Raw genomic sequence first — 15,688 nt, forward strand, 5'->3', positions numbered from 1 at the left:
GTGGAAGGAAAAATGGACAAGAACCCAACCTCGCCCCTGACCGGCGTGCGAATCGTCGAACTCACGGCGATGATCACGGGGCCGCTGGCCGGCACACTGTTGGCGGATCTAGGCGCCGAGGTGGTCAAGGTGGAAAACCCGAAGGATGGCGATCCTTTCCGGTCTTTCCGCGGCGGTACTTACAGTCCCTACTTCGCCACCTACAACCGAAACAAGAAAGGGGTCACGCTCAACCTGAAAGGTGCGCTGGGTAAGGAGGCGTTCCTGAGGTTGATAGAAAGCGCTGACGTGCTGATAGTGAACTTCCGCTCCGGCGTGATGGAGCGGCTTGGCCTGGGCGTGGACAAGCTGCGGGAAGTCAACCCTCGTCTGATCGTCTGCTCCATTACGGGTTTCGGGGAGTCAGGGCCGTACGCTGATCGGCCGGCCTATGACGCGGTGGGGCAAGCGCTGAGCGGCATCTCCAGCCTCCTGCTTGGTGCCGACGCGCAGATAACCGGGCCCTCGATTGCGGACAACCTGACTGGCATGTATGCCAGCTACGGCATCCTCGGCGCGCTGTTCGAGCGAGAACGCACAGGCAAGCCCCGTACGCTCCAGTTGAACATGCTGGAATCGACAATGGCGTTCATCAGCGATCCCTTCGCCAACTTCACGATGGCTGGCGTCAAGCCGGATCCTTTGATGCGAGTGCGCGCGTCGCAGTCTTACGCATTGCGCTGCCAAGATGGATCGCTGGTGGCCGTGCACATGTCCTCGCCTCAAAAGTTCTGGGTGGGCTTGCTCAAGGCCCTTGAGCGCGAGGACCTGGCGACGGACCCGCGCTTCGCTGAGCGAGCACAGCGGCTGGACAACTATGAAGAACTTGCCTTTGAACTAAACCGTACGTCGAAGACGCAGCCGCGTGACCATTGGTTGGCTCGCCTTGTCGAGAACGACGTGCCGCATGCACCTGTGCTGACGCTTCCAGAAGTCATGGACGACGTGCAGGTGAAGCACCTGAAGACCTTCGCGGAGGCCGAACACGCCGTGCACGGTCCGCAGAAGATGATTCGCAGGCCGGTTCTTTACGACGGCCAGCGGGAGGACCAACCGTTGCAGCCCGCCCCCGACCTCGGCGAACACTCCGACGAGGTGTTTCGCGCACTCGGCTACGCCGACGAAGTCATCGCGAAGATTCAGTCCGGCGGCTAAAAAGGTGGCGGATGAGACATAGAACTTCAGGAAATCAATCATGACGAAGACACGAATTGGAACCCACCTTAATGACACCGCGCGGCTTCGGATTCGCGGCAAAGACACACTAAGTGAAGTCGTCGGCGAACTGAGCTTTACCGAAGGCTTCTACTTGGTCGTTACTGGCCGAGTGCCGACCGCGACGCAGCGCAAGGTTCTGGACGCGGCATTACTTGTCCTAATGGACCATGGCCTGACGCCCAGCGCACTCGTGGCTCGCATCGTTGCTGACTCTAATCCCGATGACATTCAGATCTCGCTGGCAGCGGGTGCATTGATGGTCGGCAATCGATACGCGGGTACGATGGTGGGCGCAGGCCGGGTGTTGAGCGAAGGCATGTCCTTTGCGGGCGACAAGCGCGAATGGGCGAAGAGTCTCGTCGCCAAGTTTCGTCAATCGAAGCGCCGTGTCCCCGGCTTCGGTCACGCCAACTACAAGAGTGTGGACCCACGTGCGGCGCGGCTGTTCGAGGTGGCTGAAGCGGCCGGCGTGAAGGGCGACTACATCGCCTTGCTGCAGACGTTGAGTGAAGAGATCGATGCCGACGCGGGCAAGCGGATTGTCCTGAACGCGACTGGCGCACTCGGCGCGATCTTGCACGAGATCGACTTCCCTGTGGAGGCAATGCGCGCGGTCGCTGTGGTGAGCCGCTGTGCTGGGCTGGTCGGTCATGTGCTCGAGGAGCGGAGCTCGCCCATTTCTCCAGATATTTTTGCCTTCAGCGAATCGATCGCCTACGAAGAGGGGCCGTATTAAAGGCATTTCCTAGACGGGCGAAGAACGCGCGCTTGCCGTTGACGGGTGGCGTGTGCCTGGGCACCTAGTTCCGCGACTGTACCTCTGAGCCTTGGCGCCGCGCCGACTCGGCGCACCACTCTTTCCGAAGCATCGAATGGATCGAACGACTTTGAGCCTGAAGGCCGCGGTAATGAAATCTGTCCAGAAGCGGTACCGTACCCGTCCGGATCATCCGTGGGCAAAGCTTCCGGAATACGCGGTGTTCAGGCATCAAGACAACGGCAGGTGGTATGCGCTGTTCACGACCGTACAGCGGAAGAAGCTTGGGCTCTCGAGCGACGGCACTGTTGACATTGTGAACGTCAAGAGCAGGCCGGAAATTGTGGGATCCCTCAGGATGAAGGACGGGATCCTTCCGGCCTACCACATGAACAAGGAGCACTGGCTCTCGGTGCTTTTGGATAGAACGGTGCCAGAGAAGCTAGTGTTGGAATTGATCTCCGACAGCTTCGAGCTCACATCGGGCGCATGAGGTCTGGCAACCTGCCGGATGATGACCGGTCATCGGCTTCGATCAAGCTGCCGCACCCCGGCAGCGCAGGAAGGTCGCCGAAGACCAGGGGCGGCTCTGCCTCCGCCTGGTATGGCTCAATCGATGTGGGCTCCGGATAGCCTCACGATTTCGGACCACTTTTCAATCTCGGCCTTGCTGAACTGCGCGAGCTGTCGCTCGTCCATCAGTGGAACCTCGAGGCCCAACGCGACCAACTTGGCTCTGGTCCCTTCGGTCATGGCAGCTTTCGAGACAGCGTCCCGCAACTTTGCAAGTACAGCAGGAGCGGTCTTCGCAGGAGCGTAGAGCATCATCCATGCCATCAGGTCGAAATTCTCCACGCCTTGCTCCTGGATTGTTGGGACGTCCGGAGCAATCGAGGTTCGCTGCGCAGTTGAAGCGCCGAGTGCTCGCAACTTGTTCGCGCGGATGTGAGGAAGTGCCGCCACAGGGTGGTAGAACATGAAGTCCACTTGGCCCGCGATCACGTCGTTTAACGCTGTTGCGCCCTCCTTGTAGGGCACATGTACCATGTCGCCGCCAAGGCGAGTCTTGAGCAGCTCGCCAGCCAGGTGCCCTGAAGTGCCGTTGCCCGCAGAGGCGAAGCTGAGGCTCTTCCCGCCTGATGCAGCGTTGCGCAGGTCCTTCAGTGTCTTGTAGGGCGAGTTGGCCGACACGATAAGCAGCGTAGGGGTAGAGCCGGCAAAGCCGATGGGCGCGAAGTCCTTGAGCGCGTTGGTGGTGGGCTTGCGGTAGAGCGTAGGGTTGATCGCATGTGTTCCGACGGTGCCGAGCAGGATGGTGTATCCATCTGCGGAATCCCTGGCAACCATATCCACGCCAATGTTGCCACCAGCGCCAGCCTTGTTTTCAACGACGACCGGCTGGCCCATCTGTCGAGCGATGCTCTCCCCGAAGACGCGTCCCACGATATCCGCGGTCGTGCCCGCGCCGAATGGCACCACGAGTTTGATGGGGCGGATGGGGTAATCCTGCGCGACGGCTTGATGCGCGAGGCCCCAAACGGCGGCGGCGGTCAGGAGTGTTCGACGAGAGAGCATGGCAAATCCTTTGGGTTTAACTACCTCAAAGCCGGATACTGGCCCGTGCAAACCTATCCGACAGGCTATGTTAAGTAGCCTTGTTGCCTCATGCAATATTGGGGCCAACCCGATGACGTGGCCCATTGAGCACGAGCGACGAGGAGTGTCGAGGTGCCCCGTCCTTGTGCGATCTGGTATCTCTTAATGCCGTCGCCCTCTAATCCCATTCAGCAAGAGATGTAGATGGGCACCCGCGGTAGGCAGGCCACCATGGCCTCCAGGGACCGAGGACGCCGGGCCAGCGCCCAAGCCGCGGAGAGGCGCCAGCATTGATGAATGCGGAAGGCTTAAAGATCGGATGGGGAAGAGCTTCCGCAGCCCTGATCGCAGCGGCCAGGTCGGCGCCCATCTGCTGGCGGTGCCGCCGGCCGCGGCGAGGAACCAGCCCGACCCGGCAGGCTGTCAGAGCTTCGCGCCCACGTAGAACATCAAAATTGACAAGGCGCTCTCGCGCTCTTCGATGCTCAACTGACTGACGAAATAGTCCACGTGAAATTTCACGCTCTCGTCGATTTTGTGCAGCGTATCTCGGCCCAGATCCGTCATGGCGACATAGGTCGTCCGCTGATCCTGATCACCACGCCGACGAACCACCAAGTCCTTTTCCACTAGCAGTTTGACAAGGCTGGAGGAAAAGGCCGGTGTGATATCAAGGCGGCTTGCAATCTGATTGACCTGAAGCTCCATGTCGGGGCAACCATAGATTTGAATCAGTGCCTGGTGAGCCAACGGATCGATGCCAAACTTTTTTGCCTGCTCTTCGACGATGCGGAACACTTTGCGCAGCACGTAGCGCGCTTCGGCAACACCTATGAAGTAGAGGTGCTTGTTGCTCTCCCGCGCTTTGCGGCTTGCAGCGCTTTTGCGACGGATACGGTCAACGGACAGCGGCTGGGAAGCAACTGGCACTTCGAGTTTGGGTTCACGCGGTTTGATCAGAGCACGGGAAGTCTTCGTTACGGAGGTCATTTAATCTACTTGGTCCCGAATGTGCGTCGCGCGCCGGCGCACCTCAGGTTATAAAGACTTTGATCCAGTGCAATGTATATTCTTCAGCTACCGTTGTCAACATACTGATATGACGCAAATATAGGGAGCATTGACCGTCCGCCGACAAAGGGCCGGCGTCGACTCCGGCCCTTTGTAATTGCGCAATCGTTACTTATAGTCGTCCGGTCCGAATGCGCCTTCGAAGCCTGGAAGGGCCAACGCGCGATCAACCAAACCGGTTGCTCGTGCGTAGTCGAAACTACGGTTGACATTTTGCTTGACCAAGAAGGACGCACCACCGTAGAACTTCTCGTATTGCTGGTGGCGATTGCCAAACTCCGAGCCAATGAAGTCCCAGGCCATCCGCATCAGCGCAACGCGCTCGTCGGCACTGGTGGTTGCCGAACGGTAGTACCGCTGCACGTCGGCGGCGGTTTCGGAGTTCTGGAAGTCCTTGAACGATGAGGGGAGGGTGATCATCCCGGCGCCGGAGAGCTCACGGATGATTTCCACCATGCGAGCGTTCAACTCCGATTGGAGCGCCATGATCGAGTACAGCGCAGTGCGCGACGGCCACAGTACGCCATTGCTGTCCGTTTCAGCCGCCACTTCCTGGGCCAGCAGCATGTTCTCTACGATGGACACGAGCGAGGTCAACTCACCCATCTGGGTCTGCACCGCGGGGTTGGCATCGTTGCCCGTCAGCTCGTTCATGCGTTTGGCCAAGCCGGTCATGAAACGCAGCTTGGTGGCGTAGCGAGCCTGCGCCTGCAAGTTGCCGTACAGATGCGCGGGCGTTTTCCACCATTGGTCGCGGGCGACTTGGAGGTTGCGGTAAATGAACACGTGCTCCCAGGGGATGAACACGTCGTCGAGCACCACGAAGCAGTCCGATTCGTCGAAGCGGCTGGACAGCGGGTAGTCGAAGGAGTTCAGTGCTTGACCGCCGAAGGGGCGGCGCGGGTACAGCTTGACGCCTGGGGCTCCCACAGGCACAGCCACGCCGAATGCGTAATTCTCGTCGCCAGGCTGCAGGGGGTGGATGGTGCTGATGTAGATGTAGTCGCAGTAGACGCCGGCCGTTGCCAGTTGCTGGGCGCCCTTGATGACGATGCCATCGTCTCTCTCCTTGACGACCCCTGCGTACAAGGTGGGGTCGCTTTGCAGATGTGCCGGCTTGCTGCGGTCGATCTGCGGAGGCACGATGGCATACGTCACGTACTGGTGGGTCTCGCGCAAGTGCTCGTAGAACTTGATCACGTTGTCCGCAAACTGCTGTCCGCCAGCAGCGAACACGCTCGGTACGGCTGCATAGCCGGAGAAGAATCCAGCGACGTGGTCCGGCGAGCGGCCCATGAGGCCGAAGGTCGCTTCCGACCACATCTCGCTCGCCAGGCGCTTCGCCTTCAGATCTGCGTGGGTCTTCGGGATCTGAAAGCCGCGAAGGACCGGATTTCCAGTCGTCGGTGACGTGTACGTCATCACCTCACGATTTTCGGGCGCCGCCGCAATGTCGTAGAGGTTGCTCAGCGAGCGCGCTCCCCTCGCGAATGCGCGATGGGTCGTCACGTCCGAAACCCGTTCGCCATCCACATAAATTTGTCGACCATCGCGCAGCGCGCGTAGGTACTCATCACCTGTACGCAAGTTAGCTGTGACCACTGTAGCTCCTTGTTGAAACGACTTGATACCGCCTTTGACGGGGCGGCGACTTGGCTCGGTCGGCTTCGCCAGATCGGACGGTTGACGCCAGATCGCAAACGCTGCATACTCAGCCACATAGGTATGTTAACTCATCTATCTGGCGCATGCAATGGGTTGGGTTCGCGATGCAGCGCCGGGGTCCACGAACCCGTGACATGTTGATCAAGAGGAACGAGATGGAAACGAGCCCTGTTCGAACAACGCTGCATTTCGAGACGACCGACTCTCTGGGCGAACATGCCCTCGAGGTGCCTGTCACTGACCTGGTGATTGCGGGCTGGACCGGCAGCGACGCTGCGGCCATCGAAGCCCACATCTTGGAACTCGAGGCGTTGGGTGTACGACGCCCTAAGAAGACGCCAATCTTCTACCGGGGTGCTGCCACGTTGCTGACCCAGCGCGAATCTATCGAGGTGGTGGGAAGCACCGCGAGCGGTGAGGTGGAACCCGTGATCTTCAGCACCGAGCGCGGTTTGTGGTTGGGCATTGGCTCCGACCACACCGATCGCGAAGTGGAGACCGTGGGCATCACCATCTCCAAGCAGATGTGCGCCAAGCCCGTATCAACAAAAGTCTGGGCCTTTGAGGAGGTGGCCGGCCACTGGAACGAACTCATCGTTCGTTCATGGATGACCAAGGGCGGTGAACGTCGCCTTTACCAGGAGGGACCGCTCGCCAAGATTCGCCATCCCACCGAACTTCTCAGACTCTATGGCGGCGATGGCTACGTTCCCGCGCCCGGACTGGTCATGTTCTGTGGAACGCTGGCGGTGCACGGCAACTTGGAGCCCGCGGAGAAGTTCGAAATGGAGCTGGAAGACCCTGTGCTCCAGCGCCGCCTGAGCCATTCCTATCGTGTGTCTGAACTGCCCATCGAGGGCTAAAAGGAGAGCGCTATGCCGATGAACAAACCCCACCTTGAATTTCACCCATTGGACATGGTCAACGGATGGCAGAGCCCCCCTGGATATCCGCCGGGCGCGGGCGTGCAAGAGAAGATTCTGGCCAGTGACATCGACGAAGTGAACAAGTCCGGCAGCCGGACGCGACTGCTTCGGTTCGAAGCGGGCGCATTCTCCACCAAGCCTTTCGTTCATGACCACTGGGAAGAGGTCTACCTGGTGTCGGGAAATCTGACGGTGGGCAACGACGAGAACGGCGTGGGAGGGGAAGAGTTCGCCGCACCAACCTATGCATGCCGTCCCCCAGGTGTCTGGCACGGTCCGTTCAAGTCCGAGACTGGATGTCTGCTGTACGAGATTCATTACTACGACGAGAGCAAGAAGTAAGAGGCACCTCATGACTTTGAAGATTGCCGTCCCCGACCTGATCTCGAACTCCTACTTTCCGGTCGAAGCTGCCGTGGAACTCGGCTTCTTCAAAGCCGCGGGCCTGGACGTTTCACTTGAGTTGATCTTCCCAGTTGACAAGGCCTATGCGGCGCTGAAAGAAGGGCGAGTCGATTTTGTGGGGGGATCGGCGCATTCCGCCTTGGCCGCCTTCCCGCAGTGGAAAGGCGTGAAGCTGTTGGCCGCCCAGGCGCAAGGCATGTACTGGTTCCTTGTCATGCGGTCCGATCTGGTCCACCAAAAGGGCGACCTCAGCGTGGTCAAGGGCCGCAAGATCGGCGCGGCCCCATGGGTCGAAATGGGCCTGCGGCAGCTATTGACTGCCGGCGGGATCAATATCGAGGCTGACGGTGTTCAGATTGCGCCTGTGCCTGGGGTTCAGGCGGGCAACGTGAACTTTGGCGTCACAGCCGCGAAAGCGCTCGAAGACGGGAAGATCGACGGCTTCTGGGCCAACGGCATGGGCACCGAAGTGGCTGTCCGCAATGGCGTCGGTACCGTCGTCCTGGATGTGCGTCGGGGAGACGGCCCTGCGGGTTGCTTCGACTACACGTTCGCGTCGATTGCCGCTTCGGACAAATTCATCGAGAAGTCTCCCGATCTGGTAGCAGCCGCGGTGAATGCCTTGGTCAGAACCCAGAAGGCACTGATCGAGAACCCCGGTATCGCGGCTAAGGTTGGCGAAAAGCTGTTTCCTCCCACGGAAGCGTCGCTGATTGCCACGCTAATCGAGCGGGACTTGCCGTATTACGACGCGTCGATCTCGACGCGAGCCGTGGACGGCATGAATGCCTTTGCCCGATCTCTGGGCATTCTCCACGCCCATCCCGTCTATTCCGACGTGGTTGCCGAGCAGTTCAAGCCGCTCTGGAACGCATAAGCAGGAGGTCTGCCATGTCCGTCGACCAGAAAGAATTTCGCAACGCGTTGGGCCAGTTCGCAACCGGCGTCGCCATCGTGACCGCGACGGTGGACGGCAACCGTATGGGCGCCACCATCAGTTCGTTCAACTCCGTGTCGCTGGACCCGCCGCTTGTGCTATTCAGCATGATCCGTGGTTCTCTCGGCATTGCCCAGTGGAAGGCCGCGAAATCCTATTGCATCGCCATTCTCGGCGAGTCGCAACGGGATTTGTCCAACCGATTCGCAAAAGCGGGAACCGATAAGTGGATCGGCATCGACCCTGCGTTTGCTGCCAACGGCGCGCCGATGGTCCCGGGAGCGAACGCCTATTTCGAATGCGAGCCCTGGAGCGTATGCGACGGAGGGGACCATGAGATCTTCATCTGTCGGGTCAGTGCATTTCGCGTGATCCCTCAAGCCGAGCCGTCGCTGATCTTTTGTGGTGGCAGGTACAGGCACCTGAGCGCCCTTGACGCCGCAACCAAGCCGCCTCCCGAAAACCTGTACTTGCACGGCTGGTGAGCGCGGCCGCTTCAGACTCGCACAAGGCACGGCTGACAACAGTCGCCACGATCCTCTGACTCATCCTGGTACTCGGCACTAGAAGTTGTTGTAGCTATGAATACCGCATACATCAAAGCCGCGGAAGGACGCGACCAATTCCTAAATCTGGTTGACTTCAAATGGCTGATGGCCGGCATGGGCTGGTGGGTCAACTTGTCGCGCTTGCAGAGCGACAAGGCCTACCTCGACGAGTGCTTGCAGCGCGCGATGACGAGCGACTCAGAGTTGCTACAGAAGTGCAGCGTCGAAATGCTTGGCTTGTCGGATGCCCCGTGCGACAAGGCCATGCGGCCACAACTATCGGCTTGGCATTGTGATGGGCGCTGAATGGTCCCAGCCGGTCAGAGGTTTCATTCGTCGGTCCACGTAGGTCCGGTGCGAGTCAAACAGGAGCGGATAAGCACATTGCTGCTTGGCGCACCACATTAATACTTTCTTCCCTTAGGGACGTCATGGAAACACTCTCCAAGCTTGAAACCGTCGAAGCAATGCTGTCGAGGATCGACGATCCGACGGGACAAGGGGCCGTTGCGTTCACGCAGGTGTACCGCGAACAAGCTCGCGCGTCCGCGGCGAGCGCGGACGCATTGGAAAAGGTGGGCATCGAGCAACACCCTCTGGCGGGGGTGGCGATATCGGTCAAGGACCTTTTCGATGTGAAGGGTGCTCAGACGCTGGCTGGTTCGCGCGTGCTGAAAGATACCAAGCCTGCAATGCACGACGCAGCCGTTGTTGCCCGACTGCGCCAATGCGGCGCGGCGATCATCGGCAAAACCAACATGACCGAGTTCGCGTTTAGCGGATTGGGCATCAATCCCCACTATGGAACACCGGTGAGCGTATGGGATCGGCCGGCTCGCCGCATCCCAGGTGGGTCATCGTCCGGCGCAGCTGTGTCCGTCGCCGAAGGAATGGCCTGGGCCGCCATCGGGACAGACACCGGAGGATCGTGCCGCATTCCCGCAGCATTGAACGGCATCGTAGGAATGAAACCAACGGCTTCTACGGTCCCGCGGGACGGAGTGCTTCCCCTTTCGTTCAGCTACGATTCCATTGGGCCGCTCGCGTCGACAGTGGCAGATTGCGCGCGGGTGTACTCGGTCATTAGTGCGTCCGCCGCAGCGCTCGTCGAACGCGAATTCTCCACGCTCCATTTGGGCGTCATTCGGAATTACGTCATGGACGGGCTAGACGATTCCGTCGGGCACGCATACGAAGCCGCGTTGAGAAAACTTGCGGCGGCCGGCGCCATCTTGCACGAACTGACGTTGCCGGTGCTGACCGATATTCCGAATGTCCTTCATGGCGGCGGACTCGTCGCCGCGGAAGCCTTCCAGTGGCACCGTGAGCTCCTGTCCAGCCAAGAGCGAGAGTACGACCCTCGTGTCTCGGTCCGGATCCAGCGCGGAAAGAGCATTAGCGCTGCCGACTACATCTCATTGCTGGGCCTACGTGAACGGATGATTCAACGCTGGTCTGCGCAGATAGCGGCCTTCGACGCTGTCCTGATGCCGACGGTGCCCACAGTGGCGCCCACGTTGGAAGCACTTGAAGATGGCGACGAGTATGGGCGTGTCAATCTGTTGATGCTGCGCAACCCCACCATCGTGAACGTCCTGGACGGCTGCGCAGTGTCGTTGCCGTGTCACGAACGCGGTGCGGCCCCCGTAGGTCTGTCGATCGTGGGTGACCGCCAGCGCGATTGGCAGGTGCTGAGCATCGCGCATGCCATCGAGCAGGTGCTCTCCGCCTAGCGCCTCAATACGGATCGACGAAGGAGAACGCCATGCAAAGCGCAATCCGTTTGGATGCGGCCTCCGCATATCCTGAAGGCACCTTGCCAGGGATTGGGCTGTCCCGATTCGCCACGGGGCTTCGCGAGCTTTCTTGCTCCAAGGCGACCGTCGAGTGTCGTCACGACCTGCCACTGCGGGCGACTGCGATACTGGATGCGGTGCGTCGTGGCGACTTTCAGATCGGCGAACTTTACTGTGGTGCGCTGAGCACGGTTGATCGAATCTTCCAGATCGGCTCAATGCCGTTTCAATCGTCGACCCGTGCGTCCGCGATGCAGCTTCTGGCGGTGGCGCGACCGCACTACGAGCAAACGTTTGACACTCTGGGAGTCCGTCTGCTGTACGTTTCGCCTTGGCCTCCAACTGGACTGTGGACGCGGGAGTCGGTCCATTCAAAGGCGGAATTCAAAAGGTTGCGAATTAGCACGTACGACGACATGTCCGCTGACGTGGTACGTAGCGCGGGCGGCCAGGCGGTGCAAATGCCAATCGGAGAAGCCTTCGGCCGTCTGCGCGACGGCCAATTGGATGGCGTACTCTCATCGGGTGACGGCGCGGCAGGCCAGCGCCTCGGCAAGTACCTCCGATGCTTCTATGACATCAAGTACGCAACGCCTATTTCTTTTGCTGTCATGAATGCAGAGCTGTACCTCGGTCTGACAGTCGACCAGCGACGGTTTGTTGATCAAGCGGCCCAAGCGGTCGAGCGTTCGCTCTGGTGCGACTTGGATGGACGTATCCGTCGGAACCATCGCCACATGATGGCTGCCGGCGTCCGGGTATTCCCGGAACTTGACGCGAAGTTGAAGCAAGCTCTCTGGGAAGGCGGACACAAGGCGATCAGTCAATGGGAGCAGGGCGCGTGTGACCGGACTGCCTCGATCCTCGGAGAGTATTTCCCGTCGCCTCAGGGTAGGTAGACTGCTCCCGTAGCAGCACCCTCTTCGTGGTGGGCGCGCGCATCGATCCGGCGAATGCGTATCCTGGTCGGGGTAGCGCGCAAGGAAGGCTTCGTGGACCTGACGGTTCTTGTGGCGAAGGGGCCGAGTTCGATCTTGCGGGCGCGGCGCACGGCCGGCTTCTCGCGCGTCCGAAAGGGATCGGCTGATACGGATAAATCAGATGAGCAAGACTTCAGCTGTCTGGTTCTTCTTCCCAAGACGTTCGGATTTACACCTCTGGAGATCGATCATGATCAAACGTTCTGAAATCTTTGACTACGCCAAAAAGAAGTACAACGCCAAGCCCGATTACCCCTTCGAAAAGTACCGCAGTTATGCAGTCCTCCGCCATTCGGATGATGACAAATGGTTCGGGCTGGTGATGAACGTCCCCAGGGAAAAGTTGGGCCTGAAAGGCGAAGGCGAGGTCGATGTCCTTGACGTCAAATGCCACCCGGCGAATGTCGATGACCTCAAGACCAAACCCGGCTTTCGGCCGGCCTATCACATGAACAAGGAACACTGGCTCACCGCCGTTCTCGACGGCTCTGTATCGAAGGAAGAGATCTTTTCCCTCCTCGATGAGAGCTACGACCTCACGAAATAGCTCGCTGACGCAGGGCCACCCCGGCAGCGTCGCCCTTGGGGGCGGCACGTCGTTCCACGTCCCACCTAGCCAGGAGCTCATCATGAAAACGATGCGAGCAATCGTCCTGTACAAAGCCGGTCCACTCGAAAACCTCATTCTGGAGGAGCGTCCTGTCCCGGAAATCAAACCCGGCTGGGTGCGGATCCGGATCCGAGCTTTCGGGGTAAATGAATCCGAAGTCACCACCCGCAAGGGTCTGTCCTCGCCCGATGTAACCTTGCCGCGCATTCCCGGAATCGAGTGCGTTGGTGAGGTTGATGAAGCGCCCGCCGACAGCGATCTGAGGCCGAGACAAAAGGTCGCCACCATGATGGGCGGTATGGGGCGTTCGTTTGATGGCTCCTATGCCGAGTATGTCGTGGTGCCGGTCGGCCAAGTCATTCCGTTCGAGACGGGTCTGCCATGGAATGTCGTCGGCGCCTTGCCGGAAATGTTCCAAACGGCCTATGGATCGTTGACCACGGGCCTTGACCTGAAGGCGGGCCAAACGCTGCTGATCCGGGGCGGCACCTCTACAGTGGGATTGTCGGCCGCGACCATTGCAGACGCCATGGGCGTCACCGTGATTGCCACGACACGCAATTCTGAACGGACCGAAATGCTACGCAAGGTCGGCGTCCGTCATGTGGTCGTCGATGGCGGGAACATCGCTGAGACCGTGCGTAAGATCGTTCCCGAGGGGGTCGATGCCGCACTGGAGCTTGTCGGCTGTGGCGTTCTGGCCGACACACTGAAGGCGGTCCGCGTTCATGGAACCACCTGCTTTACCGGGGCCCTGGGCGACCAATGGACGATGCCCGTTTTTGACCCGTTCTCTCTCATTCCGTTCGGCGTCCGGCTGACGTGCTATGGCGGTAAGGCTACTGATCTTCCTGCCGACGTGTTCAACGGCCAGCTTGAAGCCATCGCTGCGGGACGGATGAAAGTTAGCGTCGCCAAAGTCTATCAAGGGCTGGAAGGCGTGCGCGATGCGCAATCTGATCTGGAGGCCGGCAACACACCAGGCAAGCATGTCGTCGTGCTCGACTAACAACAGCGTATCAGTTCATCTTTCCCCAGTGGTCCAGTCGATGGGGTTCAATCCAATCTGGGGTCAGAGATCGGTGGAGTCCAATACATTTGAGGCAACTCATTCGCGGACGTTGAGTGCTGCCGAATCTTCCTCGACAATGCGATGTTCGAGGAACGCCTGCACGTCATGTTGATCGAAGCAGGCAATGGTTGAGATGCCCACCACCGAAGAATTCTCAGCCCTGCAGCAAGCCCTGGCCGAGGCCACTCGGCGCAGCGAATCTCTCATCGGCGAACTGCGTGTGATGACCACCGAACGAGACCTGGCGCTGGAGCGCTTGCACCCAAGGGATCGGCAATCCGCCATACGACGCTACCGCCCATGCGGTCGAGGTCCTCAGAACTTTTGAAGGCATCGAGCGGCCCTGATCTAACAGGTTGTCGAAGACGTCCATTTGCGAGCGAGCGTCATCTTAGCCGTGGGTCGAGACTACGCTCGACGTTCCAATCAGCATCTGGCCGAGCGCCAAGCGATTTTGGCCGATTAATTCCCCCCAGGCCCGCCTTCGCTTTTTCAGCGTCCTGACCTGGCGGCGCTCCGAAGAGACGCTTGTACTCGCGGCTGAATTGTGAGGCGCTTTCATAGCCGACCGAGAACCCCACCTCGGCCGCACTCACTTGGTCCGCGATCATGCGACGGCGGGCCTCGTGGAGCCGGATATACTTTTGATACTGAAGGGGACTGACGGCGGCGACGGCTTTAAAGCGCTCGTAAAAGACCGATACGCTCATTCCCGTGAGTGCAGCGACCGCTTTGAAATTGAGGCGCTCGGTGTAATGATCACGGATCCAAGCCATGGCCTTTCGGATATGCCTCAGGCGCGAGTCAGATCCGGCAATTTGACGGAGCAGGCCGCCGTGTGGTCCCATCAGCAACCGAAACATGAGCTCGTGTTCCAAGGACTGAGCCATGACGGGGATTTCGGTTGGCCGATCTAGCAGTTCCAACAGTCTTCCCCAAGCGCCCAGAAGCGACGCGCTCGCGGTGCTAACCCCGTATCCCGATTCAATCGGCAACTCTGGTATCGCAGCCATTTCAAGTACGAGATCCGACAGCAGAGCTTGGTCCAAAAACAGACCGACTGCGAGAAACGGTTGATCCTCTGACGCCTCACAGATCTGGCCCAACGCAGCGATCTCAGCCGCGACAATCATGCTTTGACCAGGGCCGTACTCAAACATCTGGTCGCCGATAAACATGCGCTGAGTTCCTTGGATCACCAGGGACGCCGCAGGATCGTAGATCAGCGGGTCAATCTCAGTTGTATGGTCGAGGGTGTAGGCGAACAGTCTCGGCAGTTGAGGACTGGCACCGCCAGCGTGGCGCATCGCCATGGCGCGAATTTTGTCGAGTTCGCTCATCAAGGCATCCTACCCGATTGCCCAAAATTATCAAGATTTCCGGAAAATCAGGCAATAGTGGAGGAAGATCCGGCATCGTGGCGTCGCGGCCCAAAACCTATCATCAGGCCCAATACCGAGGCCACGAGGCTTCTAAATCACCTAATAGGAGCTGCCATGCCCACCCCAATCGAAACCGTTTCGGCTTTTTGCGCAACGTTTCACGAAGACGGCGGAAGACCAGCCGTCCGTCGTTGGTTCACACCCAACACGCGCTGGGTCAACGAAGGCGTCTCAGTCACCACCGGCCCCGAAGAAGCCATCGCGATGATCGACGGACTGGAGACATCGGTAAGCATCTCCACGGTCCATATCGACATGCTCGCGATCGCCGCCGACGGATCTCGCGTTCTCACCGAAAGGCTCGACCGGTTCGAGCGTGCTGACGGCAGCGAAGTCGGACGCGTGATGATCATGGGCATCTTCGAGGTGGAAGGCGACAAGATCGTCGAGTGGCGGGACTATTTCGACGTAAACAACATCCAGAAGTTCTCCGCCGGCTAGAACGCCCGCTCGCTATAGCGCAGGGCCTGGGAATGCTGGCCAGCGACAATTATCTTGAGCGGTCGACGACAACTATCCTGAGCGGTTGACGCACGCGCCCGGGGTGCGTTTGCGGTCGGGTCTTAAAGTGGTTTGCCTCAAGAGGAGGCAGCCACATTGCCCGGCAAACGCATATCGGATCATCA

The 15,688-nt window shown here is 59.5% G+C and carries 19 protein-coding genes; 14 read left to right on the forward strand and 5 right to left on the reverse strand.

Going from position 1 to position 15,688, the window contains the following annotated elements:
• The first annotated feature begins 12 nt into the window (after nt 1-12).
• From AC1DFC_RS03895 to AC1DFC_RS03905, 3 genes are all read left to right on the forward strand, one after another.
• Complete coding sequence (locus AC1DFC_RS03895; RefSeq protein ID WP_478083237.1) at nt 13-1,194, forward strand: CaiB/BaiF CoA transferase family protein; 1,182 nt, start codon at nt 13-15, stop codon at nt 1,192-1,194.
• A 40-nt stretch (nt 1,195-1,234) separates the two neighbouring features.
• Nucleotides 1,235-1,993: a citryl-CoA lyase gene (locus tag AC1DFC_RS03900; protein WP_478083238.1), complete on the forward strand. Its 759-nt coding sequence runs from the start codon at nt 1,235-1,237 to the stop codon at nt 1,991-1,993.
• Nucleotides 1,994-2,129: 136 nt separating this feature from the next.
• Entirely contained in the window at nt 2,130-2,507 is a 378-nt protein-coding gene (locus AC1DFC_RS03905; RefSeq protein WP_478080741.1) for an MmcQ/YjbR family DNA-binding protein, read from the forward strand.
• A gap of 116 nt (nt 2,508-2,623) precedes the next feature.
• On the opposite strand, the gene AC1DFC_RS03910 is transcribed toward AC1DFC_RS03905, so the two are convergent.
• From AC1DFC_RS03910 to AC1DFC_RS03920, 3 genes are all read right to left on the reverse strand, one after another.
• Entirely contained in the window at nt 2,624-3,589 is a 966-nt protein-coding gene (locus tag AC1DFC_RS03910) for a Bug family tripartite tricarboxylate transporter substrate binding protein (protein ID WP_478083239.1), read from the reverse strand.
• Nucleotides 3,590-4,033: 444 nt separating this feature from the next.
• The gene (locus AC1DFC_RS03915; RefSeq protein WP_478080743.1) at nt 4,034-4,600 is read right to left on the reverse strand and encodes a MarR family winged helix-turn-helix transcriptional regulator; all 567 of its coding nucleotides are present in this window, start codon (nt 4,598-4,600) and stop codon (nt 4,034-4,036) included.
• A 189-nt stretch (nt 4,601-4,789) separates the two neighbouring features.
• Nucleotides 4,790-6,400 (reverse strand): 4-hydroxyphenylacetate 3-hydroxylase family protein, encoded by a 1,611-nt coding sequence (locus tag AC1DFC_RS03920; protein WP_478083241.1) that lies wholly within the window; start codon nt 6,398-6,400, stop codon nt 4,790-4,792.
• An 80-nt stretch (nt 6,401-6,480) separates the two neighbouring features.
• Here AC1DFC_RS03920 and AC1DFC_RS03925 point away from each other — a divergent pair, with 80 nt between their 5' ends.
• The 10 genes from AC1DFC_RS03925 (at nt 6,481) to AC1DFC_RS03970 (ending at nt 13,557) form a co-directional block, all read left to right on the forward strand.
• Nucleotides 6,481-7,209, forward strand: coding sequence for a DUF2848 domain-containing protein (locus tag AC1DFC_RS03925; RefSeq protein WP_478080745.1), 729 nt, complete (start codon nt 6,481-6,483; stop codon nt 7,207-7,209).
• Nucleotides 7,210-7,221: 12 nt separating this feature from the next.
• Nucleotides 7,222-7,614 (forward strand): cupin domain-containing protein, encoded by a 393-nt coding sequence (locus AC1DFC_RS03930; RefSeq protein WP_478080746.1) that lies wholly within the window; start codon nt 7,222-7,224, stop codon nt 7,612-7,614.
• Nucleotides 7,615-7,624: 10 nt separating this feature from the next.
• Nucleotides 7,625-8,554 carry an ABC transporter substrate-binding protein gene (locus AC1DFC_RS03935; RefSeq protein ID WP_478080747.1) on the forward strand — a complete coding sequence of 310 codons (930 nt, stop codon included), beginning with the start codon at nt 7,625-7,627 and terminating at the stop codon, nt 8,552-8,554.
• A gap of 14 nt (nt 8,555-8,568) precedes the next feature.
• Nucleotides 8,569-9,099: a flavin reductase family protein gene (locus AC1DFC_RS03940; RefSeq protein WP_478083243.1), complete on the forward strand. Its 531-nt coding sequence runs from the start codon at nt 8,569-8,571 to the stop codon at nt 9,097-9,099.
• Nucleotides 9,100-9,195: 96 nt separating this feature from the next.
• A complete protein-coding gene (locus AC1DFC_RS03945) occupies nt 9,196-9,468 on the forward strand; it encodes a hypothetical protein (RefSeq protein WP_478080749.1) in 273 nt (90 codons plus the stop codon).
• Between the two features lie 125 nt (nt 9,469-9,593).
• On the forward strand, nt 9,594-10,895 hold the full coding sequence (locus AC1DFC_RS03950) for an amidase (RefSeq protein ID WP_478080750.1): 1,302 nt from the start codon (nt 9,594-9,596) through the stop codon (nt 10,893-10,895).
• A gap of 32 nt (nt 10,896-10,927) precedes the next feature.
• Entirely contained in the window at nt 10,928-11,857 is a 930-nt protein-coding gene (dctP, locus tag AC1DFC_RS03955; RefSeq protein ID WP_478080751.1) for a TRAP transporter substrate-binding protein DctP, read from the forward strand.
• Between the two features lie 54 nt (nt 11,858-11,911).
• Nucleotides 11,912-12,145, forward strand: a complete 234-nt coding sequence (locus tag AC1DFC_RS03960; protein ID WP_478080752.1) for a hypothetical protein — start codon at nt 11,912-11,914, stop codon at nt 12,143-12,145.
• On the forward strand, nt 12,129-12,485 hold the full coding sequence (locus AC1DFC_RS03965) for an MmcQ/YjbR family DNA-binding protein (RefSeq protein WP_478080753.1): 357 nt from the start codon (nt 12,129-12,131) through the stop codon (nt 12,483-12,485). Before AC1DFC_RS03960 ends, AC1DFC_RS03965 begins: the two co-directional genes overlap by 17 nt.
• Nucleotides 12,486-12,567: 82 nt before the next feature.
• A complete protein-coding gene (locus AC1DFC_RS03970) occupies nt 12,568-13,557 on the forward strand; it encodes a zinc-binding dehydrogenase (protein ID WP_478080754.1) in 990 nt (329 codons plus the stop codon).
• A gap of 217 nt (nt 13,558-13,774) precedes the next feature.
• Here the strand turns inward: AC1DFC_RS03970 and AC1DFC_RS03975 are convergent, their stop codons facing one another.
• Together AC1DFC_RS03975 and AC1DFC_RS03980 are read right to left on the reverse strand one after the other, a co-directional pair.
• The gene (locus AC1DFC_RS03975; RefSeq protein ID WP_478080755.1) at nt 13,775-13,993 is read right to left on the reverse strand and encodes a hypothetical protein; all 219 of its coding nucleotides are present in this window, start codon (nt 13,991-13,993) and stop codon (nt 13,775-13,777) included.
• Nucleotides 13,994-14,006: 13 nt separating this feature from the next.
• Nucleotides 14,007-14,960: an AraC family transcriptional regulator gene (locus tag AC1DFC_RS03980; RefSeq protein WP_478080756.1), complete on the reverse strand. Its 954-nt coding sequence runs from the start codon at nt 14,958-14,960 to the stop codon at nt 14,007-14,009.
• Between the two features lie 156 nt (nt 14,961-15,116).
• Here AC1DFC_RS03980 and AC1DFC_RS03985 point away from each other — a divergent pair, with 156 nt between their 5' ends.
• Entirely contained in the window at nt 15,117-15,503 is a 387-nt protein-coding gene (locus AC1DFC_RS03985; protein ID WP_478131972.1) for a limonene-1,2-epoxide hydrolase, read from the forward strand.
• The last annotated feature ends 185 nt before the right edge of the window (nt 15,504-15,688 follow it).

It is taken from the genome of Variovorax sp. 10L421 (assembly GCF_056395365.1).

What these genes read in the sequence shown, in the direction of transcription:
- AC1DFC_RS03970 (WP_478080754.1), top strand. Translation starts at nt 12,568, where the DNA reads ATGAAAACGATGCGAGCAATCGTCCTGTACAAAGCCGGTCCACTCGAA.
- AC1DFC_RS03940 (WP_478083243.1), top strand. Translation starts at nt 8,569, where the DNA reads ATGTCCGTCGACCAGAAAGAATTTCGCAACGCGTTGGGCCAGTTCGCA.
- AC1DFC_RS03895 (WP_478083237.1), top strand. Translation starts at nt 13, where the DNA reads ATGGACAAGAACCCAACCTCGCCCCTGACCGGCGTGCGAATCGTCGAA.
- AC1DFC_RS03985 (WP_478131972.1), top strand. Translation starts at nt 15,117, where the DNA reads ATGCCCACCCCAATCGAAACCGTTTCGGCTTTTTGCGCAACGTTTCAC.
- AC1DFC_RS03960 (WP_478080752.1), top strand. Translation starts at nt 11,912, where the DNA reads ATGCGTATCCTGGTCGGGGTAGCGCGCAAGGAAGGCTTCGTGGACCTG.
- AC1DFC_RS03910 (WP_478083239.1), bottom strand. Translation starts at nt 3,589, where the DNA reads ATGCTCTCTCGTCGAACACTCCTGACCGCCGCCGCCGTTTGGGGCCTC.
- AC1DFC_RS03905 (WP_478080741.1), top strand. Translation starts at nt 2,130, where the DNA reads ATGGATCGAACGACTTTGAGCCTGAAGGCCGCGGTAATGAAATCTGTC.
- dctP (WP_478080751.1), top strand. Translation starts at nt 10,928, where the DNA reads ATGCAAAGCGCAATCCGTTTGGATGCGGCCTCCGCATATCCTGAAGGC.
- AC1DFC_RS03965 (WP_478080753.1), top strand. Translation starts at nt 12,129, where the DNA reads ATGATCAAACGTTCTGAAATCTTTGACTACGCCAAAAAGAAGTACAAC.
- AC1DFC_RS03980 (WP_478080756.1), bottom strand. Translation starts at nt 14,960, where the DNA reads ATGAGCGAACTCGACAAAATTCGCGCCATGGCGATGCGCCACGCTGGC.
- AC1DFC_RS03935 (WP_478080747.1), top strand. Translation starts at nt 7,625, where the DNA reads ATGACTTTGAAGATTGCCGTCCCCGACCTGATCTCGAACTCCTACTTT.
- AC1DFC_RS03900 (WP_478083238.1), top strand. Translation starts at nt 1,235, where the DNA reads ATGACGAAGACACGAATTGGAACCCACCTTAATGACACCGCGCGGCTT.
- AC1DFC_RS03945 (WP_478080749.1), top strand. Translation starts at nt 9,196, where the DNA reads ATGAATACCGCATACATCAAAGCCGCGGAAGGACGCGACCAATTCCTA.
- AC1DFC_RS03925 (WP_478080745.1), top strand. Translation starts at nt 6,481, where the DNA reads ATGTTGATCAAGAGGAACGAGATGGAAACGAGCCCTGTTCGAACAACG.
- AC1DFC_RS03975 (WP_478080755.1), bottom strand. Translation starts at nt 13,993, where the DNA reads ATGGACGTCTTCGACAACCTGTTAGATCAGGGCCGCTCGATGCCTTCA.
- AC1DFC_RS03915 (WP_478080743.1), bottom strand. Translation starts at nt 4,600, where the DNA reads ATGACCTCCGTAACGAAGACTTCCCGTGCTCTGATCAAACCGCGTGAA.
- AC1DFC_RS03930 (WP_478080746.1), top strand. Translation starts at nt 7,222, where the DNA reads ATGCCGATGAACAAACCCCACCTTGAATTTCACCCATTGGACATGGTC.
- AC1DFC_RS03950 (WP_478080750.1), top strand. Translation starts at nt 9,594, where the DNA reads ATGGAAACACTCTCCAAGCTTGAAACCGTCGAAGCAATGCTGTCGAGG.